The sequence below is a fragment of the Pseudomonas sp. NDM genome, from assembly GCF_003105095.1.
GTDB classification, from domain to species: domain Bacteria; phylum Pseudomonadota; class Gammaproteobacteria; order Pseudomonadales; family Pseudomonadaceae; genus Aquipseudomonas; species Aquipseudomonas moraviensis_A.
Window position 1 is genome coordinate 1 of sequence record NZ_QETJ01000038.1, and the last position, 15,604, is coordinate 15,604.

The 15,604-nt window shown below is 62.0% G+C and carries 17 protein-coding genes; 1 reads left to right on the top strand and 16 read right to left on the bottom strand.

Annotation, left to right across the window (positions count from 1 at the left end; all coding sequences use genetic code 11):
* From DCO47_RS10925 to DCO47_RS10980, 12 genes are all read right to left on the bottom strand, one after another.
* A partial coding sequence (locus DCO47_RS10925) for an NTP transferase domain-containing protein (RefSeq protein WP_256590139.1) occupies nt 1-548 on the bottom strand: 548 nt, incomplete at its 3' end.
* Complete coding sequence (locus tag DCO47_RS10930; protein WP_116658086.1) at nt 545-1,525, bottom strand: XdhC family protein; 981 nt, start codon at nt 1,523-1,525, stop codon at nt 545-547. The genes DCO47_RS10930 and DCO47_RS10925, both read right to left, overlap by 4 nt.
* Nucleotides 1,525-3,846: a xanthine dehydrogenase family protein molybdopterin-binding subunit gene (locus DCO47_RS10935; RefSeq protein WP_042610693.1), complete on the bottom strand. Its 2,322-nt coding sequence runs from the start codon at nt 3,844-3,846 to the stop codon at nt 1,525-1,527. The genes DCO47_RS10930 and DCO47_RS10935 overlap by 1 nt, the downstream gene beginning before the upstream one ends.
* Complete coding sequence (locus DCO47_RS10940) at nt 3,843-4,313, bottom strand: (2Fe-2S)-binding protein (RefSeq protein WP_041479453.1); 471 nt, start codon at nt 4,311-4,313, stop codon at nt 3,843-3,845. Before DCO47_RS10940 ends, DCO47_RS10935 begins: the two co-directional genes overlap by 4 nt.
* Nucleotides 4,314-4,563: 250 nt before the next feature.
* Nucleotides 4,564-5,583, bottom strand: coding sequence for a UDP-N-acetylmuramate dehydrogenase (murB, locus tag DCO47_RS10945; RefSeq protein WP_116658087.1), 1,020 nt, complete (start codon nt 5,581-5,583; stop codon nt 4,564-4,566).
* The gene (locus DCO47_RS10950) at nt 5,580-6,044 is read right to left on the bottom strand and encodes a low molecular weight protein-tyrosine-phosphatase (protein WP_116658088.1); all 465 of its coding nucleotides are present in this window, start codon (nt 6,042-6,044) and stop codon (nt 5,580-5,582) included. Before DCO47_RS10950 ends, murB begins: the two co-directional genes overlap by 4 nt.
* Nucleotides 6,044-6,808 carry a 3-deoxy-manno-octulosonate cytidylyltransferase gene (kdsB, locus tag DCO47_RS10955; RefSeq protein WP_116658089.1) on the bottom strand — a complete coding sequence of 255 codons (765 nt, stop codon included), beginning with the start codon at nt 6,806-6,808 and terminating at the stop codon, nt 6,044-6,046. The genes DCO47_RS10950 and kdsB overlap by 1 nt, the downstream gene beginning before the upstream one ends.
* On the bottom strand, nt 6,805-6,990 hold the full coding sequence (locus tag DCO47_RS10960) for a Trm112 family protein (RefSeq protein ID WP_003179363.1): 186 nt from the start codon (nt 6,988-6,990) through the stop codon (nt 6,805-6,807). The genes kdsB and DCO47_RS10960 overlap by 4 nt, the downstream gene beginning before the upstream one ends.
* Nucleotides 6,991-7,014: 24 nt before the next feature.
* Nucleotides 7,015-8,025 (bottom strand): tetraacyldisaccharide 4'-kinase, encoded by a 1,011-nt coding sequence (lpxK, locus tag DCO47_RS10965; RefSeq protein ID WP_116658090.1) that lies wholly within the window; start codon nt 8,023-8,025, stop codon nt 7,015-7,017.
* Nucleotides 8,025-8,453, bottom strand: coding sequence for a biopolymer transporter ExbD (locus DCO47_RS10970; RefSeq protein ID WP_064361448.1), 429 nt, complete (start codon nt 8,451-8,453; stop codon nt 8,025-8,027). The genes lpxK and DCO47_RS10970 overlap by 1 nt, the downstream gene beginning before the upstream one ends.
* Entirely contained in the window at nt 8,450-9,085 is a 636-nt protein-coding gene (locus DCO47_RS10975) for a MotA/TolQ/ExbB proton channel family protein (protein ID WP_007908216.1), read from the bottom strand. Before DCO47_RS10975 ends, DCO47_RS10970 begins: the two co-directional genes overlap by 4 nt.
* A gap of 101 nt (nt 9,086-9,186) precedes the next feature.
* On the bottom strand, nt 9,187-11,421 hold the full coding sequence (locus DCO47_RS10980) for a DNA internalization-related competence protein ComEC/Rec2 (protein ID WP_116658091.1): 2,235 nt from the start codon (nt 11,419-11,421) through the stop codon (nt 9,187-9,189).
* A gap of 136 nt (nt 11,422-11,557) precedes the next feature.
* Here DCO47_RS10980 and DCO47_RS10985 point away from each other — a divergent pair, with 136 nt between their 5' ends.
* Complete coding sequence (locus DCO47_RS10985; protein WP_116658092.1) at nt 11,558-12,076, top strand: DUF2062 domain-containing protein; 519 nt, start codon at nt 11,558-11,560, stop codon at nt 12,074-12,076.
* 138 nt (nt 12,077-12,214) lie between these two features.
* On the opposite strand, the gene DCO47_RS10990 is transcribed toward DCO47_RS10985, so the two are convergent.
* From DCO47_RS10990 to DCO47_RS11005, 4 genes are all read right to left on the bottom strand, one after another.
* Nucleotides 12,215-12,994 carry an ABC transporter permease gene (locus DCO47_RS10990; protein WP_039760202.1) on the bottom strand — a complete coding sequence of 260 codons (780 nt, stop codon included), beginning with the start codon at nt 12,992-12,994 and terminating at the stop codon, nt 12,215-12,217.
* The gene (locus DCO47_RS10995) at nt 12,991-13,923 is read right to left on the bottom strand and encodes an ABC transporter ATP-binding protein (RefSeq protein WP_042610685.1); all 933 of its coding nucleotides are present in this window, start codon (nt 13,921-13,923) and stop codon (nt 12,991-12,993) included. Before DCO47_RS10995 ends, DCO47_RS10990 begins: the two co-directional genes overlap by 4 nt.
* 133 nt (nt 13,924-14,056) lie before the next feature.
* Nucleotides 14,057-14,680, bottom strand: a complete 624-nt coding sequence (locus DCO47_RS11000; RefSeq protein WP_116658093.1) for a glutathione S-transferase family protein — start codon at nt 14,678-14,680, stop codon at nt 14,057-14,059.
* 43 nt (nt 14,681-14,723) lie between these two features.
* Entirely contained in the window at nt 14,724-15,383 is a 660-nt protein-coding gene (locus DCO47_RS11005) for a transglutaminase family protein (protein ID WP_116658094.1), read from the bottom strand.
* Nucleotides 15,384-15,604: the final 221 nt, after the last annotated feature.

Consider the following 15,604-nt stretch of genomic DNA (forward strand, 5'->3'; position numbering starts at 1 on the left):
CAGAAATCGATCTCGTAACTGGCGCTGAGCTCGGCATCGTAATAATCCAGCGAACGATTTTCCGGGCTGACATCCAGTTGGCTGTAGCCCTTGCCGTGGGAACTACCAAACCCCACCGGATGGCCAAACTCGCCACCCAGCACCGGCACACTCACCGCATCGTCAGCCATCGCCGCGACCACTCGCTCAATACTCGATGGCAAGATAAACGGCATATCACCCAGCACAATCAACCAGCCATCGGCGTCAGGGCAAGCGGCAACACCTGCGGCGATACTGTCACCCATGCCTGTCGATTCGATCGACACCACATCGCAGCCGTAAGCCTGGGCCATGCGCATCGCCTGCGGGCGCGCTTCGGTCGTGACCAGTACGCGCTTGTCGAGACTGGCCGGCAGATTGACCAGCACCTGCTCGATCACCGAGCGCACTGCGCCGTCGCGCCCCGTGCAGTCAGCGAGCAACTTGTCTTTGTCAGGGCCGGCGATCTGGCGAAAGCGCTTGCCCTCGCCCGCTGCCAGCACGATCACTGCGATGGATTGGCTCATGCACCCTCCAGCGGTTTTTTCTGCTTCAACTCCACACCGTTCTTGATCGCGACAATTTCCGCCAGCAACGACAAAGCGATCTCCGCTGGCGAATGACTGCCGATGTGCAGGCCGATCGGCCCGTGCAGGCGATCAATCGATGTTTGCGACAAGCCTAGCTGAGCGAGGTTTTCCCGGCGCTTCTGGCTGTTGACCCGCGAGCCCAGCGCGCCGACGTAGAACGCCGGCGAGTCGAGCGCGGTGAGCAACGCCATGTCGTCCAGCCGAGGATCGTGGGTCAAGGCAACAATCGCCGTGCGCTCGTCGGTCTGGATGTTCAGCACCGCTTCGTCCGGCATGCCGGGAACAAAACGGCCATGTTGCTCTTCCCAGCCGTAAACGAACTCGGTGCGCGGATCGCAGATCAGCACTTCGAAATCCAGCAGCCGCGCCATGTCGGCGACGTAGCGCGACAACTGCCCGGCGCCGATCAACAACAGGCGCCAGCGCGGGCCATAAATCGCTCGCAGGACTTTGCCGTCGAACACCAGTGAATCGGATTTAGTCGCCGGAGTTAACAGCACCTCGCCGGTTTCGATGTTCAGTTCCCGGGCAACGATTTCATGGTTTTCGCAACGCTGCAGCAGCTCGGCCACCCACGCCGGGTCGCCGACGCGCTCCTCGGTCAGGCGCAGGGTGCCGCCGCATGGCAGGCCGAAACGCGCGGCCTCTTCGCGGGTCACGCCGTAGGTAATCATCTGCACCAGCGGGCCATCGGTGGCAATGCGGCCGTCGTGCAGGCGCGCGATCAGGTCATCCTCGACACAGCCGCCCGACACCGAGCCGATCACCACGCCATCCTCGCGCAAGGCGAGCATGGCGCCGGGCGAGCGCGGCGCGGTGCCCCAGGTCTGCACCACACTGAACAGCACCACCCGCTGCCCGGCGCGGCGCCATTCGAGGACGCTGCGCAGGACGTTGAGATCGACGCTGTCCATTACGCCTCCGCCTTCTGCCAGCCTTGCAACTGATAACGCACCGGCAGATTGCGGATGCGCTTGCCGGTCGCGGCGAAGATCGCATTGCACAGCGCCGGAGCAATTGGCGGTACGCCCGGCTCACCAACGCCACCCAACGGCACGTCCCCCGGCGGCGTGACCAGATGCACCGCAACTTCCTTCGGTGCCAGCGACATGCGCGCGACCTCGTACATATGGAAGTTGTCCTGCTGCACCTTGCCGTCCTTGAAGCTGATTTCACCGAGTACGGCATTGCCCAGGCCCATGACGCACGCGCCTTCGAACTGCGAACGGATACGCTCAGGGTTGATTTGCGGCCCGCAGTCCACGGCGATGTCGGCCTTGTGCACGATCAGCGAACCGTCGTCCTTGACCTCGACTTCGATCACCGCCGCCACATAGGTGACGAAGCTGTAGTGCACCGCCAGACCGAGGCCGCGGCCCTTGGGCAGTTTGCGTCCCCAACCGGCAGCCTTGGCGGCTGTTTCCAACACCGTGCGCATGCGCCCGGTGTCGATCGGATAACGCTCGGGGGATTCGCCGTAGTTCCACTCTTCGCTCAAGGTGCGAGGATCGATCTGCCGGTCCGGCCCGAGCAGTTTGATCTGGTACTTGAGCGGATCTTCACCGGCCTTGTGCGCCAATTCATCAACGAAACTCTGAATCGCAAAGCCATGGGGAATGTTCGATACCGAGCGGTACCAGCCGACCCGCGTGTGCACTTTGGCTTCGGGGTTTTCCAGGCGTACGTTGGGAATCGCGTAGGCCATGTTGGTAAAGCCCATGCCCAGCTCGAACGCGGCTTCATGGTTCATGTCCGGGGCAAACAGTGCAGTGATGCTTGGCGCCACGGTGCGATGCAGCCAACCGGAGGGCATGCCGTTCTTGTCGATGCCGGCCTTCAGGTACTCCGCCGACACGGTGTGGAAATACGAGTTGTGGATGTCGTCTTCGCGCGTCCACTGCACCCGTACAGCCTTGCCCGGAAATTCCTTGGCGAGAATCGCCGCTTCGACGACGAAGTCCGGTTTCGACTTGCGCCCGAACCCACCGCCCAGCAGCGTAACGTTGAAAGTGACCTTTTCGAACGGTACGCCCAGGCGCTCGGCGATGCGCTCACGGGTGACCTGCGGTGCCTGGCTCGGCGCCCAGGCCTCGCACACGCCGTCCTTGAACCGCGCAATCGCAACCATCGGTTCCATCGGTGCCTGCGCCAGATGCGGCAGGTAGTACGAGGCTTCGAGGGTGCTGGCAGCGCCGCTCAGGGCCTTGTCGATGTCACCGGTGTTGCGCACCACTTTGCCGGCTGTCAGCGACGCGGCTTCAAGCTCTTTGCGATAGGCAATCGAGTCATAACTGGCATTCGGGCCGTCGTCCCACTCGATCTTCAGCGCCTCGCGGCCCTTGATCGCCGCCCAGGTGTTGCTGGCGACGACTGCGACGCCGCCCAACGGCTGAAACTCCGACGGCAACGGTCGGCCTTCGATCTGAATGACTTTTAGCACGCCCGGGACTTTCAGTGCGGCGCTGTCATCGAGGCTTTTGACCTTGCCGCCATACACTGCCGGGCGAGCGATGGTGGCGTAGAGCATGCCGTCGAAATGCACGTCGGCGCCGTACACTGCGCGGCCATTGACGATGTCGGCACCATCAATGGCCTTGGTGCCTTCTTTGCCGATGTAGCGAAACTCCGACGGCTGCTTGAGGCGCAGGCTGTCACGCGCCGGTACTGCCAGCGCACTGGCCGCAGCGGCGAGCTCGCCATACCCCAGCTCACGGCCGGAGGGTTTATGAATAACTTTGTGCAGTTGCGCATGGCATTCGCCGACCGGCACTTTCCATTGCGCAGCGGCCGCCTGTTCGAGCATGGTCCGCGCGGCCGCGCCGCAACGACGCATCGGCTCATACCAGTGACGCATGCTGCGCGAACCGTCGGTGTCCTGGTTGCCGAAGCGCACTTCGTCACCGGGCGCCTGCTGCACTTTGACCTGCGCCCAATCGGCCTCCAGTTCATCGGCAACCACCATGCTCAGGCTGGTGCGCACGCCCTGGCCCATTTCCGAACGGTTGCACACCACGGTGACGCTGCCATCGGCGGCAATGCTCACATAGACCTTGGGATCGTCGATCCAGCCATTGGGCATGCCGTCGGCGCCGAACTTCTTCGCCGCGTCATCGGCCAGCGCATCCTGCCAGCCCCAACTCGCCGCAAGGACCAGCGCGCTGGTGGCGCCGACGCCTTTGAGAAAGCCACGGCGGCTGAGGTTGCTCAGGGCGAAATCATTCGGGACGCGGCTCATGCCTTCACCTCCTTCAGTTGCGTGGAGGCCTGGCGGATCGCGGTTTTGATCCGGTTGTAGGTGCCGCAGCGGCAGATGTTGCCGACCATGGCTTCTTCGATCTGCTCGTCGCTCGGGTTGGGATTGGTTTTCAGCAGAGCGGTGGCCGACATGATCTGCCCGCCCTGGCAATAACCGCATTGCGCGACCGCGCTGTCGAGCCAGGCTTGCTGCACGACCTTGCCCACCGGATCGGCGTGGAGATTGTCGATGGTGGTGACGTTCTGGCCGATCACCGAGCCGATCGGCGTGATGCAACTGCGCGCGGGCAAGCCGTCGATGTGGATGGTGCAGGCGCCGCACAGGCCCATGCCGCAACCGAACTTGGTGCCGTTGTAACCGGCTACGTCACGAATCGCCCACAGCAGCGGCATGTCTTCGGTGACATCGAGGGAGTGGTCTTGACCGTTGAGTTTCAGGGTAATCATGGGCACGCCCGCATATTTTTTAGTGGTTATGGGGTCGAGCAATCTGCCGCCGGAAAATCAGCGGTGGGTTCGCGCAGATCGACTCAGGCTAATCAGGCTCTCTTGCGCCGACGGGAACGTCTGCACCGGGCCTTTGGGTGGAGCAAATGGTAGGTATCGTTAGGTCGCTAAGTTAACCCAGCATTAACAAAAAAGCCCTGCACTTTTTTCATCAGTGCAGGGCTTTGGATGGCATCAGGCAAGCGTAGCCTCAATACCGATTGGGCTCCATTTCCAGTTCGACATGGAAGCGCTCGGCGATGTCTTTCTGGATACGTTGCGCCAGGTCGAGCAGTTGCAGACCGGTGGCCGTGCCGTAGTTGACCAGCACCAGTGCCTGCAACTTGTGCACGCCGGCATCGCCGTCGCGAAAACCCTTCCAGCCGGCGCGTTCGATCAGCCAGCCGGCGGCCAGTTTCATCTGTCCATCGGCTTGCGGATAAGCCACCAGATCCGGGTGCTGCGCTTTGATCTGCGTGACTACAGCGGCGGGCACCAGCGGGTTCTTGAAGAAGCTGCCGGCGTTGCCGAGCACCGCCGGGTCCGGCAGTTTTTCGCTGCGGATGCTGCAGATGGCGCGGCTGACGTCGGTGGGCGTCGGCTGCTCGATGCCCTGCTCGCTCAAGCGCTGACGCACTGGGCCGTATTCCAGATGCAGGTGCGCTGCGCGATCGAGCCTGAAGCGCACCCGCAGGATCAGCCAACGTCCCGGCTGCTGCTTGAACAGGCTGTCGCGGTAGCCGAAGTTGCAGTCTTCCAGACTGAAATCACGCAGCTCGCCGCTCTCGCGGTCGAGCGCGGTCAGCCCGGCAAACACGTCTTTGATCTCGACGCCATAGGCACCGATATTCTGCATCGGCGCGGCGCCGACGGTGCCAGGAATCAGGCTGAGGTTTTCCAGCCCGGCCAGCCCTTGGGCCAGCGTGTGCTGGACGAACGGGTGCCACGGCTCGCCCGCTTCCGCCTCGATCACTACGTGACTGCCATCATCGCTGAGCAGCCGAATGCCACGAGTGGCCATGCGCAACACCAACGCCTGAACATCCGCCGTCAGCAGCAAATTGCTGCCGCCGCCGATCACCAGCAACGGCACGTCATGGGACGCGGCATAGGCCAGCGCCTCGCGGACGTCGGCGTCGCTGTGGGCTTCGGCAAACAGCTGCGCACGCACATCGACGCCAAAGGTGTTGAACGCTTTCAGCGACACTTGTGCTTGGATCTGCAAACTCATAAGCGGCCCTTCACTTCGATCAGCAGTTGATCGCAGGCCGCTTCGATCAGATCGAGCACCTGCTCGAAACCCTGATCACCGTCGTAATACGGATCTGGAACTTCATCGACCAATCCAGCATAGCGACGCAGGAACAGGTCCAGCTCGGCCTTGCCGGTGGACGGCTGCAAGGCTTTGAGGTTGCGCAGGTTGCTGTTGTCCATCGCGAGAATCAGGTCGTAGCTGGCGAAATCGGCCCGGCTGACCTGCTGCGCGCGCTGCGTCGACAGGTCATAACCGCGCAGTTTCGCCGCGGCCTGGCTGCGCTTGTCCGGCGGGTTGCCGACGTGCCAGTCACCGGTGCCGGCGGAGGCCACTTCGACCACGTCCGCCAATCCGGCTTCGCGCAACTTGTGGCGCAACACGCCTTCGGCGGTGGGCGAACGGCAGATGTTGCCCAGGCACACAAACAGAACGCGCATCAGGCCCCCAGCAGGCGACGAACCCGCTCAAGGTCTTCGACGGTGTCGACGCCGGTCGGCGGCGCGATCAGCGCGTCGGCGACATGAATGCGCACACCGTGCCACAAGGCACGCAGTTGCTCGAGGGATTCGGTGTTTTCCAGCCAGCACGGCCCCCAGCTCACGAAGTCGTGGAGAAACCCGGCGCGATAGGCATAAATACCGATGTGGCGGCGATAGGGCACGCCCTCCGGCAGTTGCTCGCGGCTCTTGGCGAACGCATCGCGAGCCCACGGCAAGGTTGCACGACTGAAGGTCAGGGCCAGACCGTTGATGTCGCTGGAAACCTTCACAACGTTGGGGTTGAACAGGGTTTCCACATCTTCGATCGGCTCGGCCAGCGTGGCCATGCGCGCTTCGGTATGGGCAGCAAGGTTGGCGGCGACCTGATCGATCACGCTCGGCGGAATCAACGGCTCATCGCCTTGCACGTTGACCACGATCGCATCCGGCGCAAGACCCAGTTTCGCCGCGACTTCGGCCAGACGATCAGTGCCGGAATTGTGATCTTCACGGGTCAGCACCACTTCGGCGCCAAAGCTTTTGCACGCTTGGACAATGCGCGCGTCATCGGTGGCAACCACGACGCGGGTGGCGCTGCTTTTGCTCGCCTGTTCCCAGACATGCTGGATCATCGGCTTGCCGGCGATATCGAGCAACGGCTTGCCCGGCAGACGGGTCGAGGCGAAACGCGACGGGATGACAACGGTGAAGGCTGTGGTCATTTATCCAGGCGCTCGTCGGTGGTCAGGGTGCGCGCTTCGCTTTCCAGCATTACCGGGATGCCGTCGCGGATCGGGTACGCCAGGCCGGCGCCCTTGCTGATCAGTTCGGTCTTGTCGGCGCTGAGCTTGAGCGGGCCTTTGCACACGGGGCAAGCAAGGATGTCGAGCAGTTTGGTGTCCATGAACATTCCCAGAAATAAAAACAGTTAAGGCAACAGACGATCCGGCAACAGGCGCATCAGCTGCGTGTCGAACCAGGCCACGAAGGCCGGCGACGGCACGGCATCGACCGCCAGATACCACCAGTCGGCAGCAGCAAAGGCACGGCACTTCACCGCGTCCTTTTCGGTCATTACCAAGGGTAATGACGGGGTGAAATTCAGGGCCTGCACGCTGTACTCGGCGTGGTCGGCAAACGCATGCGGAACTGGCCGCCAGTCTAGCGCTTCGAGGGTATTGAAGAAACGTTGCGGATTGCCGATCCCGGCTACCGCGTGCAGCGCCTGGCCGGGCGGAAAATGTTCGAGCGACTGACGTTCGCCGCTGTGCAGATTGACCAGCGCCGCGGGTTGCAGGCGGAAGGCAAAACCGTCGTCGCGATCAGCCAAGGCACCGTTGAACAGCACGCCGTCGACACTTTGCAGGCGCTCGACCGGCTCACGCAATGGTCCGGCCGGCAGACAGCGCTGGTTGCCCAAGCCACGAGCCGCATCGATCAGTACCAGTTCCAGATCCCGTGCGAGGCGGTAATGCTGCATGCCATCGTCGGACAGGATCAGGTCCAAGGGCTCACTGGCGATCAAGGCTTTGACGGCGGCGCTGCGATCAGGGTCGATCATCAGTGGCACGCCGGTGCGCTGGACAATCAGCAGCGGCTCGTCACCGGCAACCTCGGCGCTGTGCGCAGCCTCGACGCGCCACGGCAGGTGCGGCGGCCTGGCGCCATAACCACGACTGACCACGCCAACCCGCAGTCCACGGCGCCGGCAATGCTCGATCAGCCAGAGAATCATCGGTGTCTTGCCGGTGCCGCCGACGGTGATATTGCCGACCACAATCAGCGGCACGGGCGATTGGTAGATTTCACCTTCGCCGTCGAGAAAGCGCTGACGTTTGTTGATCACCACACGGCGATACAACATTTCCAGCGGCCGCAGCAGCGTCAGGGCCGGGTGCCCCTGATACCACGCGGTGAGCAGGCGATCGGACAGGCTCATCAGGATTTCGGCGCCGCCTCGACCGTGGTCATGCGCAGGTGGCTGAAACCGAGCTTGCCGGCCGCGTCCATGGCGGTGATCACCGATTGGTGCTGGGCCTTGCCATCGGCACTGATCGACAGCGGCATGCTGGTATCGCCGTTGGATTCTTTCTGCATGGCTTCCATCAGCGTCGGCAGGTCATTCTTCGGCAGAATCTTGTTATTCACCGAGAACACGCCTTCGGCGCTGATCGCGACGTCCAGTTGTTTGACTTGCTGATCTTCGGCCGGCGAACCGCTGACTGCTTCCGGCAAATCCACGCGCAGCTGGGTTTCACGGGTGAAGGTGGTAGTGACCACGAAAAACAGCAGCAGAATGAACACCACGTCGATCAGCGACGCGAGGTTGATATCGATGGTTTCCCGAGGCTTGCGACGGAATTTCACGCGCGGCCCTCGGCCAGATCGACGTCACGGTCGCCCTGCACCACTTCCACCAGTTTGATCGCTTCCTGCTCCATGCCGACCACCAGCTCGTCGATACGGCGTTGCAGGAAACGGTGGAAGAACACCGCCGGAATACCCACCATCAGGCCCGCCGCCGTGGTGATCAGCGCCTTGGAAATACCGCCGGCCAGCACCGATGCATTGGTGGTCATGCCGGAACCGGTGAAGGCACTGAAAATGTCGATCATGCCGAGCACAGTGCCGAGCAGACCGAGCAACGGCGACATCGCGGCGATGGTGCCCAACGCGTTGACATAGCGTTCGAGCTCATGAATGACCCGCGCGGCGGCCTCTTCGATGCACTCCTTCATGATCTCGCGACCATGCTTGGAGTTGGCCAGGCCCGCGGCGAGGATTTCCCCCAGCGGCGAGTTGGCGCGCAATTCCTTGAGTTTTTCCTTATTGAGCTGCTTGTCCTTGATCCAGACCCAGACCTGACCCAGCAGATGCTCGGGGGTGACGCGACTGGCGCGCAGTGTCCACAGGCGTTCGGCAACGATCGCCATGGCCGCAATGGAACTCAGAATGATCGGCAACATCATCCAGCCGCCGGATTTGACCAATTCCCACACAGTGACAGTCCCCTCGAAAAAGTGCGCCACTTTACCATACCGATCCGCGATTAAGACCCGCCGCCCCGACGACCGTAAGGTGGCAACCATGCTGGCACCGATCAACGGCCAAGCGCCGGCGGCTCGCGCCAGAAACGCCGCTGGTGACGCATCGTCCACGGCGGTTTGAAGCTGCCCAGTTGCAGATGGATGGCGCCCTGTTCGGCGCTGTCATAGATGCGCAGGCCTTGCTTGCGGTAGCGCGCAAGTACGGTCGGATGCGGGTGACCGAAGGAGTTGCCGTGGCCGCGGGAGATCAGCACCGCTTCCGGCTGCAAGGCTTTGAGCAGGGCCATCGACGATGAGCTGCGACTGCCATGATGCGGCGATTGCAGCCACTGCGTCGGCACCGCCAGTTGACTGTCGAGCAGATCGCGCTCGGCGTGAATGTCGATGTCGCCGGTGAGCAGCAGGCGCTCGCCGTTGGCTTCGATCTGCAAGACACAGGAGCGCTGGTTGCTGTCATCGGCCGCCGACCATTGCCAGAGCTGGAACTGCACGCCATCCCATTGCCACTGTTCGCCACTTGCGCAGGCTTCGGCGCTCAACTCCGGCGGCAGGTTTGGCGGGTCGCCACTGACGATGCGGTGCACGTCCAATCCACGCATCACCGCCCCGGCGCCGCCAGCGTGATCGGCGTCGGCATGGCTGAGCAGCATCAGGTCGAGCGTTTGCAGATTGAGTTTGCGCAGCGCTGGCAGCACCACCCGCTCGCCGAGATCGAACTCGCCGAAACGCGGCCCGGCGTCATAGAGCAACGCGTGATGGCGGGTGCGCACGAGGATGGCCAGGCCTTGGCCGACGTCGAGTTGCCAAACATCGGCCCGCCCCTCTTCTATTCGCTCTCGCGGCGGCAATATCAGCAGCAACATCAACGGCCAGCCCAATGGACGCAGCGGCACACCACGGGGCAACAGCAATAACAAGGCGCCGAGGCTGCCCAAGACCAGCGCCCACAATGGAATAGCGGCAGGTATCCACGCCGGCCATTGCCCGGCAATCAGCGCCAGTCCGATAAACAGCCAGTCGATCAAACCACCGGCCAGCCACAACAACCCTTCGCCAACATAAGGCACGGGCAGCAATAGCGTGCCGAGCAACGCCGGCGGCAATACCACAAGACTGACCCACGGCACCGCCAACAGATTCGCCACAGGGCCACTGACGCTGATCGGCAGGCTGAGCGCCAGCAACACCGGACACAAGCCAATCGCGATCAGCCACTGCGCGCGGGTCCAGGTCTGCCACCAGCGCCAAGCGCCCAGCCGCCCGCCGAAGGTGAAAATCAGTACGGCCACCGCGGCGAAAGACAGCCAGAAACCGGGACGCAAACTGGCCAACGGATCAAACAGCAGCACGCCGTTGAACGCCAGCAACAACGGCCTCCACGCACCGAGATGGCGAAAACGCAGGCGCCACAACAGCACCAGCGCCACCATCACGCAGGCGCGCTGCACCGGCACATCGAAACCGGCGAGCAAGCCATAACCCAGCGCCGCCGCGAAGGCCAGGCCGCATGCCCAGGGCAGCCATGGCCAGCGCAACGGCCACAAACCGTATCGCGCAAGCCCCGCGACCAGCAGATACATCACCGCGGCGAGCAAGCCGATGTGCTGGCCGGAAATCACCAGCAAATGCACGGTGCCGGTGTCTTGCAGTACCTGCCAGTCCTCGCGACTCAGACCCGAACCGTCGCCGAGCACCAGCGCCGCCAACGCGCCCTCTCGCCCCTGCGCATCGACCGCCAGCAGGCGCTGACGAACGCTGTCGCGCCAGGCGTACCGGGCCTCAGCCAGACGCTGGCCATCCTTGATCGTACCGATCGCACCGATGCGCTGGGCGAGCAGCCAGGCCTCGTAATCGAAGGCGTTCGGGTTGAGCAAGCCACCCGGGCGCTTCAACTTCACCGCCAGACGCCAGCGTTCGCCGCTGTTGACCGGCGGCCCGGCGTACCAGGCCAGGCGCATCAGCGATGGCAGCTTTTCGTGGCGCGAGCGGGCGTCAGCCAGTTCGAAACGCACCACACCGTCGCCGTGCTGCGGCAAGCCGACCACACGCCCCTCGAGCCAACGGGTTTCGCCGTCCAGTGGCGGCGGCAAGCGGTCATTCAGAGCCATCTGCGCGCCGACGCAGGCCCATGTGAAGCCAAACAACAAAAATGCCAGTGGATAGCTGCGAAACGGTAGGACCATCAGCGCCACCACCGGCAGTACCACCCACCAACCGACCGGCGGCAAGGCCGGCAAAAAAACCGGGGCCAGCAGACCGACTGCCAGCGCCATCATCCCTGTGCGCATATGCCCGTCCTTGAGAGTCCCCTCCTTAGGCATAGCGGGTCTGCGGCACCACTGTGGTCAACAATTGTCACAAAGTCTGAATGGGCGGTTCGTAGAATCCAGACATACTTGCCGCCTTAACCGACCGAGAAGCCTTATGCCCCGGCGCTTATTCAAACGTTACATGCCCGACCCGACGAGCATCAGGGAACACAAATCCTTACGCTTTCTCGGCAAGTTGCTGCATGACCCGAACCTCTGGCACCTCAACCGCCACTCGGTGGCCCGGGCGATGGCGGTCGGCCTGTTTGCCGCGTTCCTGCCGATACCAGCACAGATGCTGGTCGCGGCGGCGCTGGCGGTGATGGTGCGCGGCAACATGCCGATCGCGGTGAGTCTGGTCTGGCTGACCAACCCGATCACCATGCCGGCGGTGTTTTTCTGTACCTATCAGGCCGGGGCGTTCCTGATGGATGTCCCGGCGCGGCATCTGCCGGACGAGTTGACCTGGGAATGGATCAGCGGCGAATTGTCGACGCTTTGGCAACCGTTTCTGTTGGGCTCGGTGGTCGTCGGCCTGGTGCTGGGCATCCTCGCCTACTTTCTGGTGATGCTGTACTGGCGCTGGTGGGTGGCGCGGCAATGGCAGCGGCGCAAGAAAAGTCGGCAGAAATGAATGCAAAACGGCCTCCGCGATGGGAGGCCGTTTTTTCGTTGTGTCTGGGCTGGCCCCTTCGCGAACAGGCTCGCTCCCACGGACATCATCCCAGTGTGGGAGCGAGCCTGGTCGCGAAGAAGGCGACGCGGTCCTGGATCAGGTACGCATCCCGCGCCCGCTCACCAGCAACCGCGCACAGCCGAGATACAGCACCACGGTCGCCACCAGCATGAACGTAATGGCGATGCCGATACGGATATCCGAGACACCAAGGATGCCGTAGCGGAAGGCGTTGACCATGTGCAGCACCGGGTTGGCCAGCGACACGGTCTGCCAGAACGGCGGCAGCAAGGTGATCGAGTAGAACACGCCGCCCAGGTAAGTCAGCGGAGTCAGCACAAAAGTGGGGATGATCGAAATATCATCGAAGTTGCGCGCAAACACCGCGTTGATGAAGCCCAGCAGCGAGAAGATCGTCGCGGTCAGCACCACCACCAGAATGGTCACGCCGAGGTGATGGACCTGCAAATCGGTGAAGAACAGCGATAGTATCGTCACGATCAGACCCACCGCCAGACCGCGCAATACACCACCAATGGTGAAGCCGATGAGGATCGTGTGCGGGGACACCGGTGAGACCATCAGCTCTTCGATCGAACGCTGGAACTTGCTGCCGAAAAAGCTCGATACCACGTTGCCGTAAGAGTTGGTGATCACCGACATCATGATCAGGCCCGGCACGATGTACTCCATGTAGGTGAAGCCGCCCATGTCGCCGATCTGCCGGCCGATCAGGTTGCCGAAGATCACGAAGTACAGAACCATGGTGATCGCCGGCGGCAGCAGCGTCTGCGGCCAGATCCGCATGAAGCGTTTGACCTCGCGGTAGACGATGGTTTGCAGGGCGACCAGGTTGGGACCGAACTCGGAACTCATACCGCCACCTTCGACAGATTTTTCTCCACCAGGGACACGAACAACTCCTCGAGGCGATTGGTTTTGTTGCGCAGGCTCAGCACTTCGATGTTCTGCTGCGCCAACTGGGTGAACAGCGCCGTAATGCCCATGGATTTGTCGACCTGGACTTCCAGGGTATGACTGTCAAGCAACCGGGCGGGGTAGCCGAGCAATTGCGGCGCCGCATGCAGGTCGTTTTTCAGATCCAGCAAAAAGGTTTCCACGTGCAACTGGCCCAGCAATTGTTTCATGCTGGTGTTTTCGACGATGGTGCCGTGGTCGATGATGCCGATGTTGCGGCACAACTGTTCGGCCTCTTCCAGATAATGCGTGGTCAGGATGATGGTGATGCCTTTCTGGTTCAGCTCGGTGAGGAAAGTCCACATCGAACGGCGCAGCTCGATATCAACGCCAGCAGTCGGCTCATCGAGGATCAGTAGACGCGGTTCGTGCACCAGTGCACGGGCGATCATCAGACGACGTTTCATGCCGCCGGACAGCGAACGTGACGGCACATCGCGCTTGTCCCACAGGCCGAGCTGGGTCAGGTACTGCTCGGCGCGCTCCTTGGCGACTTTCGCCGGAATGCCGTAGTAACCGGCCTGGGTCACGACGATGTCGAAGGTCTTCTCGAACTGGTTGAAATTGAATTCCTGCGGCACCACACCGATCGAGCGCTTGAGCGCCGCCGGGTTCTTGTCCAGATCGTGGCCGAAGATATTCACCGTACCGCTGGTCTTGTTGACCAGGGTCGAGAGGATGCCAATGGTGGTGGATTTGCCGGCGCCGTTGGGGCCGAGCAAGGCGAAAAAGTCACCTTCGGCGACGTCCAGATCGATACCACTCAAGGCCTGGAACCCGTTGCCGTAGGTTTTGGTTAGCTGCCGGATGGACAGAGCGGAACTCATATCGGATTTACGCACCAAGAAGGAAGGAAAGGAATAAATAAGGGCGGGCGGCGAGGGAAACAACCGCGGCGCAAGTTCGCAATGGTGCTTGCCGCCGCCGCACAAGTACAGTCAAGTGTGTCGATAGTAATTATCAAGTCAACGCGGTCATGACCGCTTTCTGATAGGCCGCACGCTGCTTCAAACGTTCATACCAGGCTTGCAGGTGGGGTTGCGGGGCGCGCTCGATGGGCATTTCGAACCAGGCATAAATGAAGCTGCCCAGCGGGATGTCACCCATGCCGATGTCATTGCCGGAGAGATAAGGCTGGCTGATCAGGGCATGGTCGGCCATGTTCAGCAATTCATCGCATTCCTTGATCGCGGCGTTGATCGCCTTCCAGTCCTGCTTCTCGGAGGGCGTGCGCAGCACACCCCAGAACACCGTGCGAAACGGCCCGGCGAAGCTCGAAGTGGTCCAGTCCATCCATTTGTCCGCCGTGGCGCGGGCTTGCGCATCGGCCGGATACCAGGCGCTGTCCGGTGCATGTTTGGCCAGCAGATAGCGAACGATGGCGTTGGATTCCCACAGCACGAAACCATCATCTTCGATCACCGGCACCCGGCCATTGGGGTTCATCGCGCGGTACTCGGGCGTGTCGACCACACCAAACGCGCCACCGGCATCGATGGCCTCGTAAGCCAGGCCCAGCTCCTCGGCAGCCCACAGGGGCTTCCTGACGTTCGATGAATTTTTCCGTCCCCAGATCTTCAGCATGACCGCCTCTTTGCACATGAGTGGACGGCCAGCATACGCCGGATCAGGTGCGGCTCAAATCAGTCTGCATATCACCCAGCAGCACCGGCAACTGCTCACTGAACAGATGCGGATAGCACTTTTGCAGGTGCTCGAAGAAGAAGGTCTCCGGCACGTCGGTGAACTGACCGTGATCGAGCAGATACTCCATCAACTGCGCGCCGTCGCGGTTGAACGGGTGGAAAACGCTGTCGTTGATCCCGTCGAACTCCAGCGCTGCGACGTTGAACAGCTCGCACAGTTGCTGGTTGAACGCCGGCGTCGCCTTGATCCAGCGGCCGTCGAGAAACAGCTCGGTGTAGCCATGCATGGCAAACACATCGCTTTTGAGCAACTCGAGCAGCCGCGGCGTCGACAGGTGATTGCGTACATCGGCCAGACCGATGCGCGCCGGGATCCCGCAATGCCGCGCGCAACCGGCGAGCAGCGTGGCTTTCGGCACGCAGTAACTCTGCCCCGCTGCCAGTGCGTAACTGCCGCGCAAGGTTTGCGGATCACGGCTGAAGGTGTAAGGGTTGTAGCGCACCGCCTCGCGCACGGCGTAATAAAGACTGATCGCCTGCTCACGCGGATCATTGCTGGCACCGCGATGCTGCTCGGCGAACTCCACCACTGCCGGGTGGTCACTATCGATGAAGCGGCCGGGGCTCAGATACTCGTGCATGGCGGCAATCTCCTGGGTAACCACGAGTCTAGCGATAGCCTGAGCACAGAGATAACGACGTTTCGGCCAAACCTGAAAGCAAAGCTGCGCAGCAACGAACGATTTCCCACACGTGTTGCCCACCGAACCTACGAAAACCATCCGGGGTTTCCCACGATTTCAATCACCATGCTCTGACCACCCGGATTTACAGATGCCGTCTAAGCTCTGGAGGGTCGATT

Excerpts from the sequence above, each read along its gene's own strand:
- DCO47_RS10930 (WP_116658086.1), bottom strand. The coding sequence starts at position 1,525 with ATGGACAGCGTCGATCTCAACGTCCTGCGCAGCGTCCTCGAATGGCGC.
- DCO47_RS10935 (WP_042610693.1), bottom strand. The coding sequence starts at position 3,846 with ATGAGCCGCGTCCCGAATGATTTCGCCCTGAGCAACCTCAGCCGCCGT.
- DCO47_RS10940 (WP_041479453.1), bottom strand. The coding sequence starts at position 4,313 with ATGATTACCCTGAAACTCAACGGTCAAGACCACTCCCTCGATGTCACC.
- murB (WP_116658087.1), bottom strand. The coding sequence starts at position 5,583 with ATGAGTTTGCAGATCCAAGCACAAGTGTCGCTGAAAGCGTTCAACACC.
- DCO47_RS10950 (WP_116658088.1), bottom strand. The coding sequence starts at position 6,044 with ATGCGCGTTCTGTTTGTGTGCCTGGGCAACATCTGCCGTTCGCCCACC.
- kdsB (WP_116658089.1), bottom strand. The coding sequence starts at position 6,808 with ATGACCACAGCCTTCACCGTTGTCATCCCGTCGCGTTTCGCCTCGACC.
- DCO47_RS10960 (WP_003179363.1), bottom strand. The coding sequence starts at position 6,990 with ATGGACACCAAACTGCTCGACATCCTTGCTTGCCCCGTGTGCAAAGGC.
- lpxK (WP_116658090.1), bottom strand. The coding sequence starts at position 8,025 with ATGAGCCTGTCCGATCGCCTGCTCACCGCGTGGTATCAGGGGCACCCG.
- DCO47_RS10980 (WP_116658091.1), bottom strand. The coding sequence starts at position 11,421 with ATGCGCACAGGGATGATGGCGCTGGCAGTCGGTCTGCTGGCCCCGGTT.
- DCO47_RS10985 (WP_116658092.1), top strand. The coding sequence starts at position 11,558 with ATGCCCCGGCGCTTATTCAAACGTTACATGCCCGACCCGACGAGCATC.
- DCO47_RS10990 (WP_039760202.1), bottom strand. The coding sequence starts at position 12,994 with ATGAGTTCCGAGTTCGGTCCCAACCTGGTCGCCCTGCAAACCATCGTC.
- DCO47_RS10995 (WP_042610685.1), bottom strand. The coding sequence starts at position 13,923 with ATGAGTTCCGCTCTGTCCATCCGGCAGCTAACCAAAACCTACGGCAAC.
- DCO47_RS11000 (WP_116658093.1), bottom strand. The coding sequence starts at position 14,680 with ATGCTGAAGATCTGGGGACGGAAAAATTCATCGAACGTCAGGAAGCCC.
- DCO47_RS11005 (WP_116658094.1), bottom strand. The coding sequence starts at position 15,383 with ATGCACGAGTATCTGAGCCCCGGCCGCTTCATCGATAGTGACCACCCG.